Origin of the sequence: Endozoicomonas sp. ISHI1 (assembly GCF_024606225.1) — a bacterium.
GTDB lineage: Bacteria > Pseudomonadota > Gammaproteobacteria > Pseudomonadales > Endozoicomonadaceae > Endozoicomonas_A.
Window position 1 is genome coordinate 18,940 of the sequence record NZ_JAGRPU010000031.1, and the last position, 22,844, is coordinate 41,783.

The following is a 22,844-nucleotide window of genomic DNA, read 5'->3' on the forward strand; positions in this document are numbered from 1 at the left end:
TGAACTTTTTCGGAAAAATATGGACCAATAAAAGGTATGAAATGGAATTGTAAAGGAGTACTTCCATGTTTTTGTCACCAATCCCCTCACAACCCCAGCCCATCAGGGCAGATACAGTCTTCCAGAAAGATCTGAATGCAGAAAATAAAAGGCGTTTGACTATCGATGAAACTCTTCAACATGAGCAAAAGCCCCTTCATCAGAGAAAAATCAGCAAAATCTTAACGTTGGCAAAGCCAGAAGGTTATTTCACTGTTGGTGAACAATACAAAATATCATTGATGAGCGATTACCTGCATGGCAACACCCAACATTTCAGTGACGAAGACTGGCTCTATCTGATAATAAAAATGGGTAAGAGGGTTATTAGTGAAAAAAAACTGGAAAAACTCAAACAAGAATTCAGCACAGCAGATAAAGAGATTCTGTTCAATAAAATAGCAAGATTACAAGCATTGAGATACAAAATTGAAGATAGACTTCATCATTCACACAGAGTTAGCCGTGAAAAATTGTATGATGCAGCAAAAACAAGCAAGTATCTATTCTCAACTGAAAGTCTGGAAGACATTATTGAATCAGCAAAAAACAGTCATCCCCTGCAATCCTGCGCTCCACCAGAACTTTTATTCGCTAAAGCAAGTTTAAATTACGAAGGACATAATCCTTATTTTTCTGAACTTATTATTGCCTGTTACAAAAATAGTCATTTTTTACCCCCGGATATTGAAATCGGCCACAAAATAGAAGATGAAATAAAAAAACAAAATCCAAAAATAAGCACAAATGAGGAAGATCTAGAAATAGAATTAATGTTATCAGATGAAGCCACAGTTGAAAAAAAATGTGGTGAAAGATCCTTCCAGTTCACTCTTCCTGATAATCGAACCTTGTACTTTAAATATCAACGAAAAGGTGAACCATGGGATGAGTTCACTCGTGAGCTTAAAATACACAATGCCTTGCACAACTTATTTTCTGATCAGGATTTCGCCAGTGAAATACCTTTCAGTAAAGGTTTATTTTCTGTTCCTGTGTCTGAAAATAATTACAAGCTCGAAATTTCTGAAGGTCGACTACACGGTTATCTTTTCACGGCATCACAAGATTATGTTAATTATGCAAGCCAATTAGATTCATCAGATACCAAAAATCCACACGGAAGGTCCGAAGAAGGGTTAAAAAAGGCAGCGATTGATATAGGAACCTATGCAAGATACGGTCTGACATTCGACAGTCTTATTAAAGTACAGCATGATAAATACAGACCCAGAAAAGGCTACCCTGTATGGACGACTATGGGAGCGCTATCCAATGTTTTTTGTAAAAATGCAGATAGCTTTCCCGGATCAATTTGTAATTGGGTAAGAGACACTGAGTGCTCAGATTTATCCTGGTCCGGACTTAGAGACCTTGGCGACAGCCAAATATTTGGAAACATATTGCCGAGCCTGAGTTCCAGGAACACTCTAAATACAAAGTTCTTTCCAGAGGTTGGAAACTTATTAGCTTATTTTAATGCCCTTATGGATAACATTATTGCCATTGTTATTGTTTATGCTCGTGGAAAACGTTTAAATCCTGAGTTTCATTACAAAAACCCGTTAGCTGTTGAAGATGTAAAGACATTTGTCAGAGAAGTTCTGGAACATTTTTTGTGTGGGTATTATTCAACAAAAACGATAAGCTTGCAGAAAAATCTTGGATTGGATGATACCGGTTTTGAACAATGGCTGAATAGAGTTGCATTAGAAATAGTCTATTGGTTAGCTATGCAACCTTATGAAATGAATGGTGCTTTTTATCATTCAAAGCATGCTCACAAAAAACATAACTACTTCGCACATGTGATGCGTATTAAGAGACCTGATCCTGAAATAATGGAAACTTCAGGGGAAATAGAAAGACGCTTGCTGTGTGACAACTCTAATGTTATTGATGGCAATCATAATCTTGGATTAGCACACAATTGTAGTTTTCCTTTACAAGCCCTTATAAAAGGGTTGTGCAAATTATCTATAAACATTCTGGAGCAACAATCACCAGTCACTGATCAAAATCCACGGGGAAATTAAGCTCAAACTACCCAGCGCCTGATGAAATTCCTTAATACCCCATACCGTTTGCCCTGGGCTAGTCGAAGCTTTTGACAAGCTCAGGGCTAGCAGCCTGTCGCACTTAAGGCTGTCCTACTGCGGTTGCAATAAATTGGTCTAAAAATTCCTGCTTCTTCGTCAAATAGCTCGCTATTCTCCTCAGAAGCAGAAATTTTTATCCTCAATTTCTTGCAATCCTCGCTACGGACGCTTAAGTCCGACAGGCTGCTAGGGTGTGTGTAAGTCTATCGTCACATAAGCGGATTAGATTTCAGCGGCGAGGCGAGCCCCCTGATTGATAGCTCGCTTGGCATCCAGTTCTGCAGCCACGTCGGCACCACCGATAAGGTGAACAGGCTTTCCGGTGATGGTGTCGGCCAGCTCTCTGAGTGGTAATTGACCCGCACAGATGACTACGTTATCCACATCCAGAACCTTTGGCTCGCCATCAATGGACACATGAAGACCACTATCGTCTACCTTGTGATATTCGCAGGAGGGCACCATTTTTACGCCACGCTTGAGCATTTCGGTTCGGTGAATCCACCCGGTGGTTTTACCCAGGGTGGCTCCCGGCTTCGTCTTCTTGCGCTGAAGCAGGTAAACCTCCCGTGAACTTTCTTCTCCACGGGAACCGGAAAGAGCGAGACCACCCCGGTTACTGAGGCTCATATCGACCCCCCAATCTTTCATAAATGCTTCAACATCCAGACTGTGTGAAGGACCTTTCTGGGTAATGAATTCACTCAGATCGAAACCAATTCCGCCGGCACCGATCACTGCTACGGTTTTGCCGACTTCTGCGCCCCTGAAGACATCCAGGTAGGTCAGGACTTTGGGGTGATCCAGTCCCTCAATATCGGGTGTACGCGGTGTGACACCGGTCGCTACGATGACTTCATCAAAATCGCTGTTTTCCAGTTCACTGGCGGAAACCCGGGTGTTTAGTTTCAGGTTGACACCGGTCAGCTCTATCTGGCGCTGGAAGTAACGAAGTGTTTCATAGAACTCTTCCTTGCCCGGCACCTGTTTGGCAATGTTGAACTGACCACCGATTTTGTCAGCGGCTTCAAACAGAGTGACATCATGACCTCTGTAAGCGGCAGTGGTCGCAAAAGACAGGCCGGCGGGACCGGCACCGACCACTGCAAGTTTTTTCGGCTCGTCAGTAGGCAGATAGTTTAATTCGGTCTCATGACAGGCTCTCGGATTAACAAGACAGCTGACCAGTTTCAGTTCAAAAGCATGGTCCAGACAGGCTTGATTACAGGCGATACAGGTGTTGATTTCATCAGCACGGCCCTCTTCAGCTTTGTTAACCCACTCAGGGTCAGCCAGCAGAGGGCGAGCCATGGAAACCATGTCGGCATCGCCTCTGGCCAGAACCGTTTCAGCCACATCTGGCATATTGATACGGTTGGAGGTGATAACAGGAATGCTTAACTCTTTTCTGATCTTTGCGGTGACCCAAGTGAATGCAGCACGGGGGACCATGGTTGCAATGGTGGGAATGCGCGCTTCGTGCCAGCCGATACCTGTATTGATAATGGTCGCTCCCGCCTTTTCAATCTCTTTGCCTAACTCGACAATCTCATCCCAGCTGCTGCCACCTTCAACCAGATCCAGCATGGAAAGACGATAAATAATAATAAAGTCCGTGCCGGTCTTTTCTCTTACGCGACGAATGACTTCAATCGGAAGTCGGATGCGGTTTTCGTATCGGCCACCCCAGTCATCATCCCGGTGATTGGTTTTGGCGACGATAAACTGGTTGATGAAATAACCTTCCGAACCCATGATTTCAACACCGTCGTAGCCGGCTTTCTGAGCGTTCAGGCTGCATTGCACAAAATCTTCAATCTGGCCGTCAATCTCTTCCGGTGTCAGCTCTTTGGGTGGAAAGGGCGCAATCGGTGCTTGCAGGGCACTTGGAGCAATGGCCTTGGGATGGTAGGCATAGCGACCCGTGTGCAGGATCTGCATACAGATCTTGCCGTCTTCCTTGTGCACGGCCTGTGTGACCAGGCTGTGACCGGCAATCTCTTCCTCTGTTGTAATCTGGGCCGCATTGGGCAAGCCGCCGGATTCCCAGTTGGGCGCAATACCGCCCGTCACCATCAGGCCGACGCCACCTTTTGCTCGCTCACCAAAATAAGCAGCCAGTCGCTCGTAGCCACCGGGATGCTCTTCCAGGTTGGTGTGCATGGAACCCATCAATACCCGGTTTTTCAACTGTGTGAAGCCCAGATCCAGTGGTTCCAGCAAGTGAGGGTACAGCTTATGCGGCTCAGGGCTGTTTGTGGAGGTGATCATCGAGAGATCCTCATCATGTTCTTTAAGGGGCATTTGTAATTATGTTATCTGGACAGCGTCAAGATAAGACTGTATGTTGACACTGTCAAGATTGAGTATTCATTTTCTGAAACAGAGCACTGCCATTGAGTAAAAATATGTCAGCCAAAAAGAATTACCATCATGGAGACTTGCGACAAAGCCTCATTAATGAGGCAACCCGGATGATCGCCGGGTCCGGCGTTGAGAAGCTCTCTATGCGTGGGTTGGCTGAAGGTGTTGGGGTCTCGAGAACCGCTGCCTATCACCATTTCAAAGACAAGAATGAACTGTTGTGTGCCATTGCTGAGCAAGGTTTCAATCAATGGTACCAGGCATTGGGGAGCAGGCTGAAAGAGGCTCCGGACGATCTTGAACGTTGGTTTCGTGAGTTTTCCCATGCTTACATCGATTTTGCCCAGAATCATGCCGAGCAATATGACCTGATGTTTGGCCGACCTATCTGGAAGAATGGGCAGCCCACTGATGAACTGAGTAAAATCTCATTTGAAGCTTTCCAACTTTACGCCGACTTTGTCAAAAAATGCCTGACGGGTGATGATTTCAGTCAAGATCAGGATGCCCTGCGGGTAGCCCAGGTCACCTGGGGGAGTTTGCACGGTTTAAGTCGTTTATTAATTGATGGAGTTTATCTCGATAAGGCTTCTATCAACAGCATGTGCGATGTAGCGGCAAGGCTGTTAGTACAGAATATGAGTTCATCATCACGGTTCTGACTCATCAAAGTTGCGCCAGAACCGATGGGCGACACTGATATCATTTCGAGCCATGGCGCGAGCCGTTCCGGTCATTAGTTTCTCTTCAAAAAGATGTTGTACTTTTCGGGTTTGCATCAGTGCCTGATCGTAGGGGAGCTTTCTGACTTCAAGGTTACAGGCCAGTTCTCTGGTTATGCCGTAGGCTCCCATGAGATCCATGGCATCGGCATCAAAGACAATTTTCGCCTCTATGGGGGAACTCCCGGAAATCAGGTGGGGGCGGCAAAGCCTGACAATCTCATGCAGCTGAGATTGAGTGGCGGGATTTAATCCGGTCTGTTTCAGAAGTTTCTCGAGTTGGTCCAGATGGTCATGGTATTGATGGAGCCAGGCACCGGCTTCAACAAGAAAGGCGTTGCCCGATTCGGATTGGTTAATGGTCAGGGCATGTCTTACCACTCGTTCTCCATGTCTCAGATTGTGGTAAGGGTCCTGCTGTTGATAGAAAACGCTGGCTTTTGCTTTTATGAAGTTCAGGCAGTTTTCCATGGCTTTGCTGTTATTGAGTCCGTATCCATTCAGGGAGAACTGTCGGCAGGGTTGGGCAGTACTTTCAGCCTGAACGGCTGACGATAACAGTATTATTGCCATGGTGACTGATGTGGCGTTGATAAGCCAGAGTGTACTCTGCAATGTAATTTCCTGATCAGGTTGGCTGCCGCCTTCCGGGACAGAGTCGGCATTTAGCGGGAAAATGCCAGCGCTCTACGCTCTATCCATCTTACTATCAGTGTCAGTATTCCAGTCAGTGTCAGATAGATCAGACCCGCCAGAGAGAACACTGTGAGAGTATCGTACGTCTGGGCGTTCAGGCGAGCGGCATAGCCCATGAGATCCATTAACGTAATGGTGCTGGCCAGTGAGGTTCCTTTCATTACCAGAATTATTTCATTGCCGTAGGCTGGCAGTGCCCTGCGAATCGCATGGGGCAATATGATGCGGGTCAGAGCCTGCTGACGGGTCATACCCAGCGCCATAGCTGCTTCCCATTCGCCGGCAGAGACTGCATCAATAGACCCCTTGAACAGTTGCGTGGAATAAGCTGCGCTATTCAGGGCCAGAGCCAGCATGGCACAGAACCAGGGTTCGCTGAGCAATGACCATAATGCGGTTTCCTGTAGGATCGGAAACTGGGCAGGGCCATAATAAATCAGAAAAATCTGGACCAGAAGGGGCGTGCCGGTGAAGAGCAGGATTTGCAACCGAACCAGCCAGACCAGAGGTTTAAAGCGCAAAGATAGGATCAGGGTGAACAGCAAAGCTATCACCAGGCCGGTCAGCAGGCTGGCAAGGGTCAGCTCCAGAGTAGTCTGAAGACCTTTCAATAGTTGAGGCAGATATTCGGGCAAGGATTCTAATATCATACGTCCACAGTCCTGATGTGTTGACTGGTTTTCTGCTTCATCTTGTCCAGACAGTGTTGGCTGATTAGGGTGATCACCAGATAGATGGCACCGGCTGTTGCATACCAGGTAAACGGTTCATAAGTCTTGGATGAAAGCAGTTGGGCTTGACGTAACAGGTCAGTCACACCGATGAGAGCAACCAATGCCGTATCTTTCAGCAGCACCAGCCACTGATTACCCAGCCCGGGTAATGCATGACGCCAGGCCTGGGGCAGTACCACCCGATAAAAACACCGGACAGAGCTGATGCCTAAAGCTTTGGCCGCTTCTGACTGCCCCCTCGGAACGGCCATGAAAGCGCCCCGCAGAGTCTGGCTGGCATAGGCGGAAAAGATCAGCGACAGAGCAACAGTACCGGCCGTGAAAGGGCTGATTTCGATAAACTCATCAGTGAGCAGAAAGAGCAGGTGGGTCACACCGAAGTAGATAAAGAAGACCACCAGGATCTCGGGCAGTCCCCTGACCAGAGTGACCCACGAAATGGTCAGGTATCTCAGCAACCGGAAACGGCTCAGTTCACCCAAAGCGAGTAGGCCAGCCAGTATCATACCCAGAACCAGGGAAGAAAGCGCCAGTCCCAGAGTCATCAGAGTTGCATTGAGGAAGAGATCAAGCATGGATACAAAGGTCTGTCAGATGTTAGGGGGCTGCAGCTGGATGGGCCGCAGCCAGGAAGTCGTTGGGGCTCTAGTTAAAGTATTTGTCGTAGATCTTTTGATATGTGCCGTTTTCTTTCAGTTTTTTCAGGGCTGAATCCATTTTTTCCTTCAGATTGTCCTGTTTTCTGACCGCAATTCCGTAGCCGATGCCAAAGTAGTCCGCATCCTTCACCTCTGGGCCTAGTTGAGCATACTGACCTTCGCCTCTTTTTGCTAACCATTCGTTGGCAACCGCAGTATCGGCGAAGACAGCATCAACCCGTCCACTGGTCATATCCAGAAAGGCATTCTGGAACGAGTCGTAAGGACGAACCTTAACACCCTGACTCTCCAGTTTATCGATCAGATACTGCTGATGGGTAGAGCCGTTCTGGACACCTACAGAATGGTTCCTGAGTGCTTCAATAGAGGTTAGTCCTTTGTTTTTATGGGTTACAAAGGCAGCTGAATTCTCATAGTAAGGACCACTGAAGTCGACTTGCCTGAGGCGGTCCGGAGTAATATCCATCCCTGAAATTACCGCGTCAAAGCGGCGGAACTTCAGGCTCGGGATCAGACTGTCAAAGGACTGGTTGCTAAATGTACATTCTGCTTTCAGTTCGTCACAGATGGCTTTGGCCAGATCAATATCAAATCCTTCCAGTTGATTGTCCTTACCCACATACTCAAAAGGAGGGTAAGTAGCTTCTGTAGCAAAGCGAATAGTTTCGGCAGCCTGAGCCTGAACAGATTGAACGCTAATGAGTGCAGTGGCTATTGTCAAAGCACTGGTCGCCAGTATTGAAGCGAACATTTTTTTCATTGTTTGGTACTCCAGAAATCCCAAAAGTATCCGGTGGATCAATGTTCCAGATAGCGGCGGAAAGCCTCTGTCCGGGGGTGAGCAAAGTGGTCGGATGATCCATCTTCAACAATATGGCCATCTTCGAGATAAATCACTTTGCTGGCAATTTTTCGCGCGAATTCGACTTCGTGAGTGACCACTACCTGGGTGATACCGGAATGGCTCAGTTCCCTGATCACTTCTACCACCTGATTGGTGATAGCCGGATCCAGAGCAGCAGTGGGTTCATCGAACAAAAGAACATCAGGTGACAGCATCAGGGAGCGGGCAATAGCCACCCGCTGCTGCTGACCTCCCGACAGAGAAGAAGGCCATGCATCTGCTTTTTCAGACAGGCCGACACGCTCCAACAGTTCTCTGGCTTTAGTCGTGGCTTGTTCCTTGGGCATACCCTGCACAACCGGAGCCTCAATCAGATTGCCAAGCACCGTCATATGTGGCCAGAGATTATATTGCTGAAATACCATGCCTACCTTGCGCCTCAGGGCGCAAGCCTGTTTGTTCAGCTGTCTGCTGTTATGACTGTCGTTGAAATTAAACGCCATATCAGCAATGCTCATGGTGCCCTTGTCGGGTGTTTCCAGCAAGTTCAGCATGCGCAGCAAGGTGCTTTTGCCTGCGCCGCTGGCTCCAAGAAGAACAGTGGTTTCACCACGGGGGATAGTAAAACTGATATTTTTAAGAACCTTTGTGGAGCCGAATGCTTTGCTGAGGCCCTCTACGATTATGCCCATTGCCTTTCATCTGCCATTTTGTGAGAATTCCCGCCTCGGTGAGTATGAGATGCAGCGGAAATTTTTTTGCTCATGACTGCCTGTCAGAGTCCTGCCCCATGCAAGGTGTTTAAGGCGCTTGCACAAAAAAGCCTGTCCCGATTTGCAGTATGGGCAGGCTTCAGGGCTGACGGGGTCCGTTGAGCTTAACCCTTTCTTACCGGGAAAGCATAGGCCGAACAGACGACTGGTTCACAAGAAAGTGGATTCTCTTATATGATCGTGGATAAAATCAAGTAATTATGAATATCTATTCATGATTAACGTTTTTTTACCTAGCAGCCTGTCGGACTTAAGCGTCCGTAGCGAGGATTGCAAGAAATTGAGGATAAAAATTTCTGCTTCTGAGGAGAATAGCGAGCTATTTGACGAAGAAGCAGGAATTTTTAGACCAATTTATTGCAACCGCAGTAGGACAGCCTTAAGTCCGACAGGCTGCTAGGAGCCTGACCGAGAATAGCTGCCCTACTGCGGCGGCAGCAAATTGGTCTGAAAATCCGCTTTTGTTCGTCAAATAGCTCGCTATTCTCCTCACAAAAACGAATTTTCATCCTCAATTTTCTGCCGTCCTCGCTACGGGCGCCATTCTCGGTCAGGCTCCTAGAGGAGGCCAGGGTTCTGGTCACTACTGTCTGGGATTTCAGGAGTAATCAACAAAGATTATGGCCAGTCAAAAACAGGAAGAACTCATTAAGGCTTTCAGGCAGTTGCTAAAAGAAGAGCGTTGCGGATCCCAAAGCCAAATTGTCGAGCAGCTTCAGAGTCAGGGTTTTGAAAACATCAGTCAATCAAAAGTTTCCAGGCTACTATGTCGTCACGGTGCTGTTCGTGTTCGCAATGCCCGTAATGAACAAGTGTATTGTCTACCCCCTGAACTGGGGAGAATGGATTCCAATATCGCGGTCAGGGATCTGGTGGAAGACGTAGCCAACAACGGTATGTTGATTGTGATCAAAACCAGTCCGGGGGCAGCCCAGATGATTGCACGGCTGTTGGATTCCGTCGGCCGCTCCGATGGTATCCTGGGCTGTGTAGCGGGCGACGACACTATTTTTGTAGCTCCGATTTCCTCCGCTGAAATTGACAGGCTTCAGGAGAGCATCGTCAAGCTGTTTATGTAGCAGCTTGATGGCCTGCTTGACCATCTTCCCGACTTCCCGACGAAGAGAGGGTGTCGTAAAAGCGGGATTTTATGCAGAACTTGATTTACCAACTTATTATAAACGACAAAGACCTTTCAGTTGCGAGGTGAAAACAACCTTCATTGGGTCAGTTGCGTGGCAATGGCTTTATGCAACGAATCTGTTGGTTGCTTATGGAATGATCCTGACCACCGCAGACACACCTCCCGGCACAAATCCTTATTCATGGGTAGCTTTGGAAGCAGAGTAAAGTCTGCCACGGGAACATTTACCCGCTGCATTTTTGTCTATATGCTTGTGGCTTATTTCTTCAGTGCTTTCAGGCTCGATGGCATCACCCAGTTTCAAGATAGCGTATAAAGTTAATCCAGAACACATGAGTGCCAGCCTCTCCGGTAGTTGGGACCGATATCAGGGATTACCTGATGCTGCGCAGATAATCCCTGAGATGGTTCCGGGCGACCTTAAGACGCTCGATCTACAGACCGACGCTTCCTTTCGGTGGGATTCCGGGTTTTCCGCCTGGTTGCTCAAGCTTCAACGACACTGTGACAGTAATAATATAAAGCTGTTGCTCTCCGGGTTGCCGGAAGATGCCCTGAACCTACATCAGTTGGCCATCGCAGTTCCTTTGCAAAACTTTTCGACTAAAAAAGCCTTCTTTTCATTGAAGTCGCTGGAGTCTCTGGCGAAAGGGGTGTTTCAGTGGCTGGAAGATTTTGTGCTTTTTCTGGGAGATATCTCGCTCGGAATGCTAAGAATGTTCAGGATGCGCAGTGATGTCCGGCGTGGTGACTTTTTTCAGTTTTTGCATCAGGCCGGGCCAGTGGCACTTCCCATCGTGACGTTGCTGAGCTTTCTGGTGGGCATGATTCTGGCTTACCTGGGGACAGTTCAGTTACGTCAGTTTGGAGCTGAAGTCTACGTTGCTGATCTTGTTGGTTTAGGTATGGTTCGTGAAATGGGAGCTTTGATGACGGCTATTATCATGGCGGGGCGGACAGGAGCTGCCTATGCCGCGCAGCTGGGTACCATGCAGGTCAATGAAGAAGTCGATGCGCTTACCACGCTGGGCATTAAGACCGTAGAATATCTGGTGCTTCCCAGAATGCTGGCTCTTATTGTGGCCATGCCATTGTTGACGCTTTATAGCGATGTATTGGGCATGCTGGGAGGCTCAGTAGTGGCTTTGGGCATGGACATTACCTTCACTCAGTATTTTCACCAGCTTTCCGGTGCTTTTGTCATGGCCGATGTGATGACCGGCTTATTTAAAAGTCTGGTGTTCGCTATTTTGATCAGTTTTGCCGGGTGTCAGGCCGGGCTGGCCTGTGGCCGTTCTTCTGCAGCAGTGGGTAAGGCAACCACTACGGCTGTGGTCACTGCCATTGTCTATCTGGTGGTAGCGGATGCAGGTTTGAATATTCTCTATTTCCGGCTGGGTATTTGATAATGGACACGCCAGATCCCGAAGCAATGGCCAAAACCAGCTCTGAAACAGGAGCTGCGATCGAAGTCTGCCAGCTGACTATGAAATACGGCAGCAACCTTATCCAGCAGGACCTGACCTTCAAAGTTCACAAAGGCGATGTATTTGTGATTATGGGTGGCAGCGGTTGTGGTAAAAGCACTTTGCTCAAGCATATGATCGGACTGTATCAGCCAGCCGCTGGAACTATTGCCTATGAGGGGCTTGACTACTTTTCTGCTACAGAGCAGCAACAGTTGGAAATGCGAAAACGATGGGGAGTCACTTATCAGAGTGGTGCCCTGTTCAGTGCCATGACTCTGGCAGAAAACGTTGGTTTTCCTCTCACACAATATACCCGGATGAAACCGGCAGAGATAGTCGATCTGGTGGGTTACAAATTGGCTCTGGTCGGGTTGGCGGGCTACGAAAACTATTTTCCATCGCAAATCAGTGGCGGTATGGCCAAGCGTGCCGGTCTGGCCAGGGCTATGGCTCTGGACCCTGATGTGCTGTTTTTTGATGAGCCATCAGCCGGCCTTGATCCATTGAGCGCCAGACGCCTGGACGATCTGATTCTTCGGCTCAGTCAGTCACTGGGGGTGACGATTGTGATTGTCACCCATGAGCTGGAAAGTATTTTTGCCATAGGCTCCAATGGCGTATTTCTCGATGCGCAAACTAAAACACAGCTGGATACCGGGGCTCCGTCCCATATGCTGAAACACAGCTCTCAGCCCCTGGTCAGGGAATTTTTGTCCCGTGGGCGGAGTCTTCAACGGGCTTCCGGAGAGAGTCTTCAACCGACTTACGGGGAAAGAGGACGATGAATAAAAAAAGGTACTCCATTTTTGCTGGCCTGTTCGTGATCGCCATGATCTTAATGGCATTGGGTCTTGCCATGTTTGTTGGTCAAGGCAGTTATTCCAGTCACAGCAAAGAGCGTTATGAGCTGATCTACGACAGTAGTGTTATGGGTCTGAATATTGGTGCTCCTGTTACGCTGCGGGGGGTCAAAATTGGAGAAGTCACAGAGATTCGCACCCAGCTGTATGTTGACAAGGAAGAGTTATTAAACACGGTGTTTATCGATATTTATCCGGACATGGTGATCGGTAAGGGAGGAAAAATTCCTGAAGATATCGTGAAACAGCTGGTGGCCCGGGGGCTGGCCGCCAAGCTGAAAACCCAGAGTCTTCTGACAGGGTTGTTGTACATTGAAGTGGACTTCTATAAAGCCAGCTCTCGAACGATTCCTGTCTCTACCCAATATCCACAGCTCCCGACGGTGCCCACAGATTTTGAAACCATTACCCAGGATCTGGACAAAATGAATCTACCTGCGCTGATCACTGATCTGAAAAGCATTGCTCACAACCTGAATACCATCAGTGGCAGTCAGGCATTTCAGCAGATGCCAGCGAACCTCAATAAGGCTTTTGTTCAGTTTGGGGCCATGTCAGAGGGTATGGCCAAAAGTATGTCAGACATCAGGGATGAATTTGTCCCTATGGCTGAGAGCATGAACCAGATGTCTCAGGCTATTGAAAAAGAACTGCCAAAAACGCTTGGCAAGGTGAACGAGGTATTGTCGACAGTAGAAGCTACGCTAAAAACGGTGGAGCAAACGACGGTGGAACTGAGTGATACCATGGCGCCTGACTCGCCACTGATGTATCAGCTGGATCGCAGCAGTAAAGACATCAGTCGCTCGGCGGATGCTGTCAGGGAGTTGGCAGAGTTGTTGGAAGAACAGCCGGGTTCAGTGCTGTTGGGCAGAGATACAGGTGAGTAATGTCATGAAGAATAACGTTAAATGGTTCTTGCCTCTGCTTGCCGTTCTTCTTTTGTCGGCCTGTGCGAGTCGTGTCACGCCTTTTCAGTACTTCACCCTGAAACCTGCGGTCGAAGATAAACCCGATCACAGTTCAGTGCCATCAATTGGTGTGGCTCCGGTCAGGATTCCAGGCTGGATGGATCGATCCAGTCTGATTGTAAACGACGGTGGGTATAAGCTTATCCGCTACGATAATCAACGCTGGGGTGAACCTCTACAGGATGCAATAACTCGTACTTTGACTCAGAATCTGAAAGCATTGTTCCCCCGTTCTGATGTTCAATCCGGCCCCTGGTTGAGGAGTCAGGCACCTGAGATCACAGTGGCTGTCGATATCAGTAATCTGGCCTGGTCTGGCAACAATCTGGAGCTGGATGCCAGTTTTACCTTTCTTAAAAAACAGGCAAGTGTTGAATCTCGCACCGTCAGGTTAACCAGAAATCTCCCAAAAGGAAGCAGTCCTGAGCAATGGGTTGAAAGCTTCAGCTATTTGCTGGCTGATCTGAGTCAGCGAATAGAAAAGGGCGTTGTTGCTCAGCAGTGAAGAGTTGTTGGTCGCCTGGACGGGCGCTATTCTCGGTCAGCCTCTTAGTGCGGCGGATCCTTTGGAAGAAAGTCATCGTGCATGACTTCTTCATACGTCCACGGACGGATCAGACACGTCAACACGGCAGGTCAGCATTCCGGTTTCAATCAGCTTGATAGCACAGAACGACTGTAATGCTTTCACAAGTCATCGTCATCGTCATCATCGTCAACAAGATGTAAATTAATGATCTTCAATCTTAAGCGTTCAATTTCTTTTTCCAATCTCATATCAATTTCTTGTTTTAAGATTACAGATAAAACCTCATCTACTCTCGATCTGACAGAGTAAAGTTCAGAAAAAGAGCAAAGGTGGGGTGTGATTTCAATTTTAATGTAAGGAACTTTTCCGCATAAGTCATGAGCTTTTAAAATATGCAAATCGTGATGGTAGATTAGTTCCTTTCTGCATATTGGGCATGTGTTTTTTTTTTCTCTTTTATTCCAACGTAAAATACAATGCTCATGAAATGCATGCTGACAGCATAAAGAAATACTTTTATCCTCATAGTGCAATATTTCAAGACAAATAGGGCAAACTGATTGAGCAGATACCTCATTTGAAATAAAAAAAATAATTAGAAGAATTAATAAATGTCTGATTATATTAATTTTCATATTATTAAGTCCGTAATAGATTTGCTTTCTGAAGGGTGGCTGATGCTTTAGTTGTTAAGGATACTAAACGATCCGGAAAGGTCCAGGAGGCCGACCAATTCGCTGCGCATGGATGCAGAAGCCAGAGCAACGCGAGCACAGAGTTAAGATTTGTATTGAATTTTCGACAGCTAGGACGACCCTGATTCAGAACGATAACCGATATTCACTTCAAACTCTCTGAGTCGTTTAATAATGGATAACAACTCAGTGACGGTTGCCCAGTTTTCAGTGAAGTAGGAAAGGCTGTCTGAAACACTGCTGAATGCATGGGACACTCTGTTTAAAGTCCCCATTAAGATGATGCCGTAAATAACACCCGGACCAATGACCATCAGGTCGGCAATCACTACAAACTGAAAGAAGAAGTTCTGCCAGAGGGCGAAATAGGAGTGGTTGAGGAACAGTCGAAAGTAGTTAAAACGCAGTCCGGTAAAGAGCTCCAGCAGCGTGGGTGTGTCGGCGTAGGTTTTATCGTCTTCGGCATAAACCAGCTGTTTTCTGAATCTGGCTTCGACTTTCTGGTTGTTGTATTCAAGTCCAGGCAAGCGGATACCCACATAATAGGAGATGATGATGGCACTGAAAGACAACAGACAGGAAAACCAGAGCAGGGAGCCCGGCATCTGACTCATGATTTCCATGCCTTTCAGTGATAGCGGAATTTTATCATAGTTCTCCATAAATGCCGGGCTGCTGAGCCAGTTCGCCAGCTTGTCGCATATCTCTTCACTGAGTGTCCAGAGAATAGGAATAAAAGCGATCAAGGTCAGAATGGAGCGAAACAGCCCCAGGGCAAGTAGTTCGGTGACTCTGGCAAAACGCTGAGGGTCTTCCTGTAAGCGTTGGGAGGCACCTTCAATATCACGATCTATTTTCTGCCAGAAGGGCAGGTAAGTCAGGGTCATGGCTTGCCGCCAGCGAAAGCAAAAGTGCTGTGAAAGGAAGTTGGAGAGGCTTCTCAGTAACACAAAAGGAAAAGCAATGGTGCAGAATACCAGTATCAGCTCCCAGAAGCGGTCAATGGATTCCGGTTTGGCCAGCTGCATCATATCCCACATCTCGCCATACCATTCATTCAGCTTGACCATCATGCTGACTTCAATAAAGATTGAGGTCAGCATCACGGCAAGTCCTCCCCAGGCCCATATAGCCCATTGCCTTGACAAGAAAAAACACTTCAACATCCTTGAACTCCTTTAGTGCATTGTATATATAAGTTTTGACAGTTGAGGAGCCGAAGCGTTCATTTTTTAATGCGGCAGCCAGTTCACAATGGCGATAAATTTTTTATCCTGACTTTAAAGCTCGCTGCGAAGACCAGCATCAGGGGATGGTTTTTCGTGGGGTCTAAAACGTTTCACAAAGGTGTTGCTGTCCGCCTTTTCCATCAGTTCTCTACCCATTTCCTGCTCAAGCAAACTGCCAAGTGCAAGTAAGATATATTCGCTGTCTTTAGCACCCATTACCTGAAGGCCAAAAGGCAGACCTTCATGATTAAAGCCGCAGGGAATGGTCACTCTGGGGCCTCCTGTCAGGTTAGCCAGGGAAGTATTAAATGCCAGAAGATACGCATTGGATAAATTCAACTCGCCAGCAGTATTTTGTAGCCAGTAATTCAACTTGGCTGTTGCTGGTGTCAGCGTCGTTGGCATGACAACAACATCAACCTTTGAGAATATATTTTTTTCAAAGTGATCTGCCAACACTTCCTGGTTATGTTTGGCTCGCTGGAGCTGTTCATATGACACAGCCTTGCCCATCAACAAAGCCATTTCGGTTTCACTCGGCATGTCAACGATGCCCATAAATTTGAATTTCCCCTCCGCTTCCCGGTGCCCAAACAGGACCATATGGGTTGCCCAGAGCCGTTTTCTGAAGTTTTCAGGCATAAATTGCATTCTGACGAAGAGGCTGTTTTTGCGAGTTTGGAGTTTTTTAAGTTGGGTACCCAGTCGGTCAAGACACTCAAATGTCTTCTCTGAAACTTCTTTGTCTGCATGTTCAAGCCACTCGGGATCAAGACCTATTTTGAGCGTCTTCAAAGTTTCAGCCACTTGGATGGTGGGAAGGCGTCCGCTTGAAACCTGATAACCGAGGGCGATGTCTTTAAAACGACTACCAATGAGTCCAATGGCCGTCAAACCTGGCGCTGCATTTTCATAATTTTTGGTGGAAATCTTGTCTGTGGTGGGTTTAAGACCGGGCAAGCCATTTAATGAGGCAGGAATGGAGATGGACCCGCCACCATCAGTACCTACCGTTAATGGTGACAGGCCAAGCGCAACCATAAGGGCACTACCACTTGATGATCCACCCGGGATATGAAAGGGACTGAAACGATTAGCGATCCTGGGAAAGTGAGGATTTTCTCCCGTTGCCCCAAGCCCGAAAATATGTTGATTGGTTATCCCCAGGATAATAACACCCTCACTCTTTAACAATCGAACCACTTCAGATTCAGTCTCTTTATTCACCGTGTAAAATGGCGAATGATAGGGCATTTTTTTACGATCAATGCCAGCGGTCGGGTGATAGCTTGCAACGTTGATTTCTGATTTTACGGCAATTGGAATACCTTCCAGCTGACGGATAATCCGTTGTTTTTTACACGCTTCAATAACACCCCGGTATTCTGAAATACACTTTAGCCATCGCTCATCCGAGGCTTTAGCCATTTGCATTGCCAGATCTTTGTTTCGCTCAATCAGTACATCCTTCAAGCTGTCTGGTAGCTTTTTGTCGTACCAGTCATAAATATTTTCAACCAGCCTGGAAGGGGTTAGTTTTTGTTCTGCAAACAATTGCTGAATGTCATCAATGCCACCGGCTCGATCAAACAGTTCGGATATACTGATAGCTGGGCTGCCACGAGAGTCACTATCCAGAGAAGGAGCCTCTTCAGAAGAAGTCTCTTCAAATGGTGGCGGTTCAGGCATGTCCGGAATACCTGCATTGAGTGCTGATAATTCTGCTTCAGAGAAAAGCACAGGATCTTCAGGGTTCATGCCGCTAGCTGGTAGCTGACTTTTCATGAACTCAATCTGTTGATCCCGACTCCTAAAAAAAATGACACAATTTCGGGCAAGGGACAGCCATTGTCCGGAAAGGCTTTGTGAAGAACGAAGCCAGTCAGGAGAATATTCTCTGGTGATATAAGGCTTTTGCCCGGTACGGCGGTCAATCTCAACAAGAGTGGGGTCGGATAAGTCATAGCCATAACTACCGGTTACCAACAGAAGAAGGGTCAACACAAGAGTCACGTCTGAAAAGCGCATTCCGGTTCCTCAACAAAAATGCATTGATAATTTTCTCAGCAGGGGTCCAGTATAGATGATCGGGAGTCTGAGCCATTTGAGTTTCTGGTCTGATATCGACCTGTACTCAATCTTTGCATGAACTGAAGATGTCGAAGGGCCGTGGGTCGACCATAAAAAAAGGCCGGAAGATTTCCGGCCTTTTTGACTCACTGAAAACAATAATCAGAACTTATTTCTTGTCACTGTTGTTTTTATCGCTGCTGTTTTTGCCCTTGCTGTTTTTGTCGTCATCGTCAGCGATATCCAGCAGTTCAACTTCGAAGATAAGGGTAGAAGCGGGTGGGATAGACCCGGCAGCCTGATCACCGTAACCCAGTTCAGCAGGGACATACAGTTTGTACTTGGAGCCAACTGGCATCAGTTGCAGACCTTCCTGCCAGCCTTTGATCACACCGTTCAGAGGGAAGGTGGCTGGCTGCCCGCGCTCAACACTGCTGTCGAAAACGGTGCCATCAATCAGGGTACCCGTGTAGTGAACAGTGACCTGGTCTTCAAGGCCCGGTTTTGCAGCGCCTTCTTCACCGGCTTCAATCACCTCGTACTGCAGGCCTGAATCAGTGGTTTTCACACCTTCTTTTTTAGCGTTTTCTTTCAGGAAGTCTTCACCCTTCTTGCGGTCTTCGTCCAGGCGTTCCTGAACCTTCTTCTCGATGATCGGGCGGATACGCTCTTCGTGACCCTGCAGGGCGGAGCGAATCTCGTCATCGTTCAGCTTGCTCTCGCCATTCAAGGCTTCCATGAATCCTTTTTTGAGCAGATCACGGTCAATGGTGATACCCATTTCTTCCTGCTGCTTGAGGGTTTGATCAGCGTAATTGCCCAGGGAAGCCCCCATAGCGTAGGCGGCTTTCTGTTCAGGGGATTCCAGCTTGACTTCTTCGGTAATGGGTTGGGTGTCATCTTTACAACCTGCGGCAAGAGCAACTACAGCGGCCAACGCGGTCACTTTGAGAACTTTTTTCACTATTTTTCTCCAATGGGTTGGTCAAAGTCCTGCCAGTAAAGGGCTTAGACCCGGAAAAGACGGGGAGAGTCCCTGTCATGATGATTAAACAATAAATAATGGCACAGGGATTGTGGTAATTGAACTTTTAATAGCCTTTTTTATGGGTTCTGACACTTTCTTGACCTTTTCAAACTGGATGCTGACGAAAACAGCGGTTTTTATTGGTACATTTGTACCTTTTTTTATGGATTAAGTCTGTGTCTTAATGATTGTTATCGGGAGGAAGTTGCGTGGGGATGGAGCCTCGGCAGGCCCCGGGATATTAGTGTTGTCAGGGCAATGAACAGGCAAGATACCCAAAGACAGACAGCCAGTCCACCCACCTGAAACAGCCAGCCTGATAACAGGGTACCCATGAGTCGACCCATGGCATTGGCCATATAATAGAATCCCACATCCATGGACGCACCATCCTCACGGGCGTAGCTGACAATGAGGTAAGAATGCAGTGAGGAGTTGATGGCAAAGATGGCTCCGAACACCAGCAGTCCGGCGATAATGGTCAGCTCAGGATACCATTCCAATTGGATGCCAAAGGCAACAGCCAGTGCAGATAATAACAGTGTTGCTGCCCAGACAGTGGCAGATGTACGTCCGGGGGGGGAATCGCTTTCATGACCGGTAATCCGTGGTGCCAGCCCTTGCACGAAACCATACCCCATCACCCAGAGGGCCATAAAACCACCGGTTTCAGAGTGACTCCATCCGAAGACACTGGATAGGTAGACGGGCAGGGCAATAACAAACCAGACATCCCGGGAGCCAAACAGAAACATTCTGGCTGCTGAAAGGATATTAATGGCGCGGTTGTCAGAAAATATATGGCTAAATTTCGCTTTGGCTTTGGACTTGCCCATATCCCGGTTCAGCCAGATCAGACTCATAATCAGAACCAGGGCCAGAACGGCCGCCATGGCAAACAGCGTATTTTTGAAGCCGATCATTGACAAAAGCGTACCACCTAAAAAGAAACCAGCCCCTTTGAGAGCATTTTTTGATCCTGTCAGGATGGCAATCCACTGATAAAGCCTGCCCTGGTGTTCATTGCTGACCAGTTTTTTGATCGATGTTTTGGCGCTCATTTTATTCAGGTCTTTAGCAATACCTGACAGGGCCTGGGCAAACATAACCAGTGGCACGGTCAGCCATTGGGTAGGTACCGTAAGTAACAATAAGGCAATAATCTGCAGGCCAAGACCGAAGTTCATGGTTCGGTTCAATCCCAGTCTGGAAGCCAGCCAGCCACCGACCAGATTGGTGACGACACCAAAGAACTCATAGAACAGAAACAGCATGGCAATTTCCAGAGACTCATAGCCGAGACTGTAAAAATGCAGTACGACCAGCATCCGGAGGGCGCCATCGGTCAGGGTAAAATTCCAGTAATTGAACGTGACCAGCAAATATTGTCTGAGGTCATACGACAGGTTCTTCAGTATCATATTTTCCCGGCATTTGCTGATGCAGTGTTGTTTGAAATGTTGTTTAGACTGTTGTTTGAAGCATGTGCTTTCAGGCGGATCTTTTCCTGATTAATGAAGTCCGGCTGGCCGGTTCTTGTTACCGCCAGAACCAGCTCCATCCAGGGCGGAAGCTCCGGATTGAGGCGATAGAAAATGTTCTGGGCACGACGATGGGAGCTCAATATCTTTAACGTTCGCATCTGTGCCAGATGGCGGGAAATCTTGGACTGACTTTCCTGAAGGGCGACCACCAGATCATTGACGCAGAGTTCATGCTCATCTTCAATCAGCATGAGAATACGCAATCGTGTATTGTCTGAAAGCAGCTTGAAAAACTCATCCGGGTTGGAGTCGCTTTTGATAACACCGGGAGTATTCAACTGTAGAAACAGTTTGATTTGTCCCTCCAGAATGTCAGCAGTGTTGTCAAACGGGGTCAGCCCATCCTGTTGTCTGGGGTCTGCCAGGTCCCAGTGTAACAGGGCATCTGATTGAGGATAGTGAGCACATTCATTCTTGGCGTTATCACACAGGGTGATGACGTAATCAAATTGCTGTTCATCAAGATCCTCCAGACTCTCGCTTTTCAGGCCATCAGTAGCAATGCCCCGCTTTTTCAGTGTCTGAAAGACCCTGTCATCAATGCCCTGGGGCTGAGTACCAGCACTGAACACTCTGAAGTCATTACCGGCCATATTGCGAAAGATGGCTTCTGCCAGCTGGGAACGGGCCGAGTTTCCCGTGCAGAGAAACAGGATAGAAAGCAGTGGTGTCATCATCAAATCAGGCTAACCCGACTTTTCTGGCCAGTTCAGCCGTTCTTACTGAATAACCCATCTCATTGTCATACCAGGCATAGATCTTCACCATTCGATTATTGACCACCATGGTTGAGAGCGCATCCACAATGCTGGAGCGGGTATCGCCCAGATAATCGATGGAAACCAGAGGTTTGTTCTCATAACCGAGAATGCCTTCGAGCTCATTTTCTGCAGCGGACTTCAGCAGCTGGTTCACTTCTTCAATGCTGGTGTCTCTTTCCACTTCAAACACCACATCGGTCAGAGATGCGTTGGCCAGTGGCACCCGAACTGCATGGCCATTCAGCTTGCCCTTCAATTCCGGGAAAATATGAGTAATGGCTGTTGCGGAACCGGTAGTGGTTGGGATCAGGGACATTCCGCAGGCTCTGGCACGACGAAGATCCTTGTGTGGTGCATCCAGAATCGTCTGGGTGTTGGTGATGTCGTGAATCGTCGTCATGCTGCCACGGACAATACCCAGATTTTCGTGAATGACCTTTACGACAGGTGCCAGGCAGTTGGTGGTACAGGATGCAGCCGTTACAATCCGGTGTGTTTCCGGATCGAACAGGTGGTCGTTGACACCTATAACGGCATTAAGAACACCTTCTTCTTTTACAGGAGCAGTGACAACTACCCGTTTGACGCCCTGGTTGAGGTATTTTTGCAGGATTGGTGTTTTCTTGTGTACGCCGGTGCCGTCAATAACCACATCGCAATCGGACCAGTCCAGGTCGTCTATCTCTTTTATCTGACTGCAGATGATCGTCTTGCCATCAACGGTAATGCTGTTGTCAGTGGCTGAGACAGTGCGCGACCAGCGACCCTGAACAGAATCAAACTCCAGAAGGTGCGCCAGGGTTGGGGCACTGCCTGCTACGTCATTGATTCTGACAAACTCCAGTTCTGGCCAGTCAAAAGCAGCACGCAACACCAGGCGACCGATTCGACCAAAACCATTAATACCTACTTTTACCGCCATGGTGACCTCACAACAACAAGGTTGGCTGATGATTTGAAGAAAAAGTTTGAATATTTGTATATGCGGATAATCAAATATAAAGAAGAGGGCGTCAAGTATTCAAAGTTGATTTCAGTAATTCTACTTAGCCCTTAGCATTCTTGAGTCAGCGATCAGGACTCGCTGGTGTGAGTCCCGGGAATCTGGAAGCCGGATAATGAGTTATTTGACTAAAAAATCATCAGACTTCTGGCTAAATCCTCTCAAATCCATTAGATTACGCCGGTTTTACTGGCTGTTCGTGCTTGGAGGTTATCGGGTGCGGATACAGAATTTACGATCAAGAATGGTGGGCTACCTATGCTTTATGCCGAAGGCAACCGTCTGATGAACCTTGCGGATAAACACAACCGGGGTTTTGAGCGCAAGAAAACAGCCAGACTGGGTACTGAGAAAAACCCTGCCAGTGTGGTTGTTCAGAATGAAGAGCGTGAGCAGGAGTTATCGGCCATCTTTGAAGAGAATGGCTGGTTTTACATCATTGAGGTCGATGAAGAGAAGCAGGAAGATGTCTCCGACCTGGAACTGCTGAAGAACCTGCCCACCACCAAGGTGGTAGAAAAAACACCGGGCCGTAATGATCCCTGTGTTTGTGGCAGTGGCAAAAAATACAAGAAGTGCTGCGGCTGATATTAGCACCTGCCCGACTTTCAG

Annotated in this window: 22 protein-coding genes; 9 read left to right on the forward strand and 13 right to left on the reverse strand. The window is 47.6% G+C overall.

Annotated features, from left to right (window positions below; translation table 11 throughout):
- Positions 1-65 precede the first annotated feature (65 nt).
- Complete coding sequence (locus KBW69_RS17695) at positions 66-2,075, forward strand: hypothetical protein (RefSeq protein WP_257281716.1); 2,010 nt, start codon at positions 66-68, stop codon at positions 2,073-2,075.
- A 285-nt stretch (positions 2,076-2,360) separates the two neighbouring features.
- Here KBW69_RS17695 and KBW69_RS17700 read toward each other — a convergent pair whose 3' ends face one another.
- Positions 2,361-4,409 (reverse strand): NADPH-dependent 2,4-dienoyl-CoA reductase, encoded by a 2,049-nt coding sequence (locus KBW69_RS17700; RefSeq protein WP_257281717.1) that lies wholly within the window; start codon positions 4,407-4,409, stop codon positions 2,361-2,363.
- 137 nt (positions 4,410-4,546) lie between these two features.
- On the opposite strand from KBW69_RS17700, the gene KBW69_RS17705 reads away from it, so the two are divergent.
- Positions 4,547-5,164, forward strand: coding sequence for a TetR/AcrR family transcriptional regulator (locus KBW69_RS17705; RefSeq protein WP_257281718.1), 618 nt, complete (start codon positions 4,547-4,549; stop codon positions 5,162-5,164).
- On the opposite strand, the gene KBW69_RS17710 is transcribed toward KBW69_RS17705, so the two are convergent.
- The 5 genes from KBW69_RS17710 to KBW69_RS17730 form a co-directional block, all read right to left on the reverse strand.
- A complete protein-coding gene (locus KBW69_RS17710) occupies positions 5,153-5,839 on the reverse strand; it encodes a hypothetical protein (protein ID WP_257252326.1) in 687 nt (228 codons plus the stop codon). The genes KBW69_RS17705 and KBW69_RS17710 overlap by 12 nt on opposite strands.
- Positions 5,840-5,889: 50 nt before the next feature.
- Complete coding sequence (gene artM / locus KBW69_RS17715; protein WP_257252327.1) at positions 5,890-6,570, reverse strand: arginine ABC transporter permease ArtM; 681 nt, start codon at positions 6,568-6,570, stop codon at positions 5,890-5,892.
- On the reverse strand, positions 6,567-7,229 hold the full coding sequence (gene artQ, locus KBW69_RS17720) for an arginine ABC transporter permease ArtQ (protein WP_257252329.1): 663 nt from the start codon (positions 7,227-7,229) through the stop codon (positions 6,567-6,569). The genes artM and artQ overlap by 4 nt, the downstream gene beginning before the upstream one ends.
- A gap of 70 nt (positions 7,230-7,299) precedes the next feature.
- The gene (locus KBW69_RS17725) at positions 7,300-8,073 is read right to left on the reverse strand and encodes a lysine/arginine/ornithine ABC transporter substrate-binding protein (protein WP_257252331.1); all 774 of its coding nucleotides are present in this window, start codon (positions 8,071-8,073) and stop codon (positions 7,300-7,302) included.
- A gap of 38 nt (positions 8,074-8,111) precedes the next feature.
- Entirely contained in the window at positions 8,112-8,849 is a 738-nt protein-coding gene (locus tag KBW69_RS17730) for an ATP-binding cassette domain-containing protein (RefSeq protein ID WP_257252332.1), read from the reverse strand.
- Between the two features lie 701 nt (positions 8,850-9,550).
- Here KBW69_RS17730 and argR point away from each other — a divergent pair.
- From argR to KBW69_RS17760, 6 genes are all read left to right on the forward strand, one after another.
- Positions 9,551-10,009, forward strand: a complete 459-nt coding sequence (gene argR, locus KBW69_RS17735; protein WP_257254314.1) for a transcriptional regulator ArgR — start codon at positions 9,551-9,553, stop codon at positions 10,007-10,009.
- Positions 10,010-10,016: 7 nt separating this feature from the next.
- On the forward strand, positions 10,017-10,280 hold the full coding sequence (locus KBW69_RS17740) for a hypothetical protein (RefSeq protein WP_257254312.1): 264 nt from the start codon (positions 10,017-10,019) through the stop codon (positions 10,278-10,280).
- 78 nt (positions 10,281-10,358) lie between these two features.
- Positions 10,359-11,480: an ABC transporter permease gene (locus tag KBW69_RS17745; protein WP_257254311.1), complete on the forward strand. Its 1,122-nt coding sequence runs from the start codon at positions 10,359-10,361 to the stop codon at positions 11,478-11,480.
- A 2-nt stretch (positions 11,481-11,482) separates the two neighbouring features.
- Positions 11,483-12,328: an ABC transporter ATP-binding protein gene (locus KBW69_RS17750; protein WP_257254310.1), complete on the forward strand. Its 846-nt coding sequence runs from the start codon at positions 11,483-11,485 to the stop codon at positions 12,326-12,328.
- Positions 12,325-13,293 carry an MlaD family protein gene (locus tag KBW69_RS17755; protein ID WP_257254309.1) on the forward strand — a complete coding sequence of 323 codons (969 nt, stop codon included), beginning with the start codon at positions 12,325-12,327 and terminating at the stop codon, positions 13,291-13,293. Before KBW69_RS17750 ends, KBW69_RS17755 begins: the two co-directional genes overlap by 4 nt.
- 4 nt (positions 13,294-13,297) lie before the next feature.
- Complete coding sequence (locus tag KBW69_RS17760; protein WP_257254306.1) at positions 13,298-13,879, forward strand: membrane integrity-associated transporter subunit PqiC; 582 nt, start codon at positions 13,298-13,300, stop codon at positions 13,877-13,879.
- A 182-nt stretch (positions 13,880-14,061) separates the two neighbouring features.
- Here KBW69_RS17760 and KBW69_RS17765 read toward each other — a convergent pair whose 3' ends face one another.
- The 7 genes from KBW69_RS17765 to KBW69_RS17795 all read right to left on the reverse strand — a co-directional run bounded on the left by KBW69_RS17765 (position 14,062) and on the right by KBW69_RS17795 (position 22,151).
- Complete coding sequence (locus KBW69_RS17765) at positions 14,062-14,538, reverse strand: RING finger domain-containing protein (protein WP_257254305.1); 477 nt, start codon at positions 14,536-14,538, stop codon at positions 14,062-14,064.
- 170 nt (positions 14,539-14,708) lie between these two features.
- The gene (locus KBW69_RS17770; protein ID WP_257254303.1) at positions 14,709-15,764 is read right to left on the reverse strand and encodes a putative transporter; all 1,056 of its coding nucleotides are present in this window, start codon (positions 15,762-15,764) and stop codon (positions 14,709-14,711) included.
- Positions 15,765-15,878: 114 nt separating this feature from the next.
- Entirely contained in the window at positions 15,879-17,855 is a 1,977-nt protein-coding gene (locus tag KBW69_RS17775) for an amidase (protein WP_257281719.1), read from the reverse strand.
- A gap of 211 nt (positions 17,856-18,066) precedes the next feature.
- A complete protein-coding gene (gene fkpA, locus KBW69_RS17780) occupies positions 18,067-18,861 on the reverse strand; it encodes an FKBP-type peptidyl-prolyl cis-trans isomerase (RefSeq protein WP_257254301.1) in 795 nt (264 codons plus the stop codon).
- A 254-nt stretch (positions 18,862-19,115) separates the two neighbouring features.
- Positions 19,116-20,345: an organoarsenical effux MFS transporter ArsJ gene (arsJ, locus tag KBW69_RS17785; RefSeq protein ID WP_257281720.1), complete on the reverse strand. Its 1,230-nt coding sequence runs from the start codon at positions 20,343-20,345 to the stop codon at positions 19,116-19,118.
- Positions 20,342-21,145, reverse strand: a complete 804-nt coding sequence (locus KBW69_RS17790; RefSeq protein ID WP_257281721.1) for a metalloregulator ArsR/SmtB family transcription factor — start codon at positions 21,143-21,145, stop codon at positions 20,342-20,344. The genes arsJ and KBW69_RS17790 overlap by 4 nt, the downstream gene beginning before the upstream one ends.
- Positions 21,146-21,149: 4 nt before the next feature.
- Positions 21,150-22,151, reverse strand: coding sequence for an ArsJ-associated glyceraldehyde-3-phosphate dehydrogenase (locus KBW69_RS17795; protein WP_257254298.1), 1,002 nt, complete (start codon positions 22,149-22,151; stop codon positions 21,150-21,152).
- 339 nt (positions 22,152-22,490) lie between these two features.
- On the opposite strand from KBW69_RS17795, the gene KBW69_RS17800 reads away from it, so the two are divergent.
- The gene (locus KBW69_RS17800) at positions 22,491-22,820 is read left to right on the forward strand and encodes a PBPRA1643 family SWIM/SEC-C metal-binding motif protein (protein WP_257254297.1); all 330 of its coding nucleotides are present in this window, start codon (positions 22,491-22,493) and stop codon (positions 22,818-22,820) included.
- The last annotated feature ends 24 nt before the right edge of the window (positions 22,821-22,844 follow it).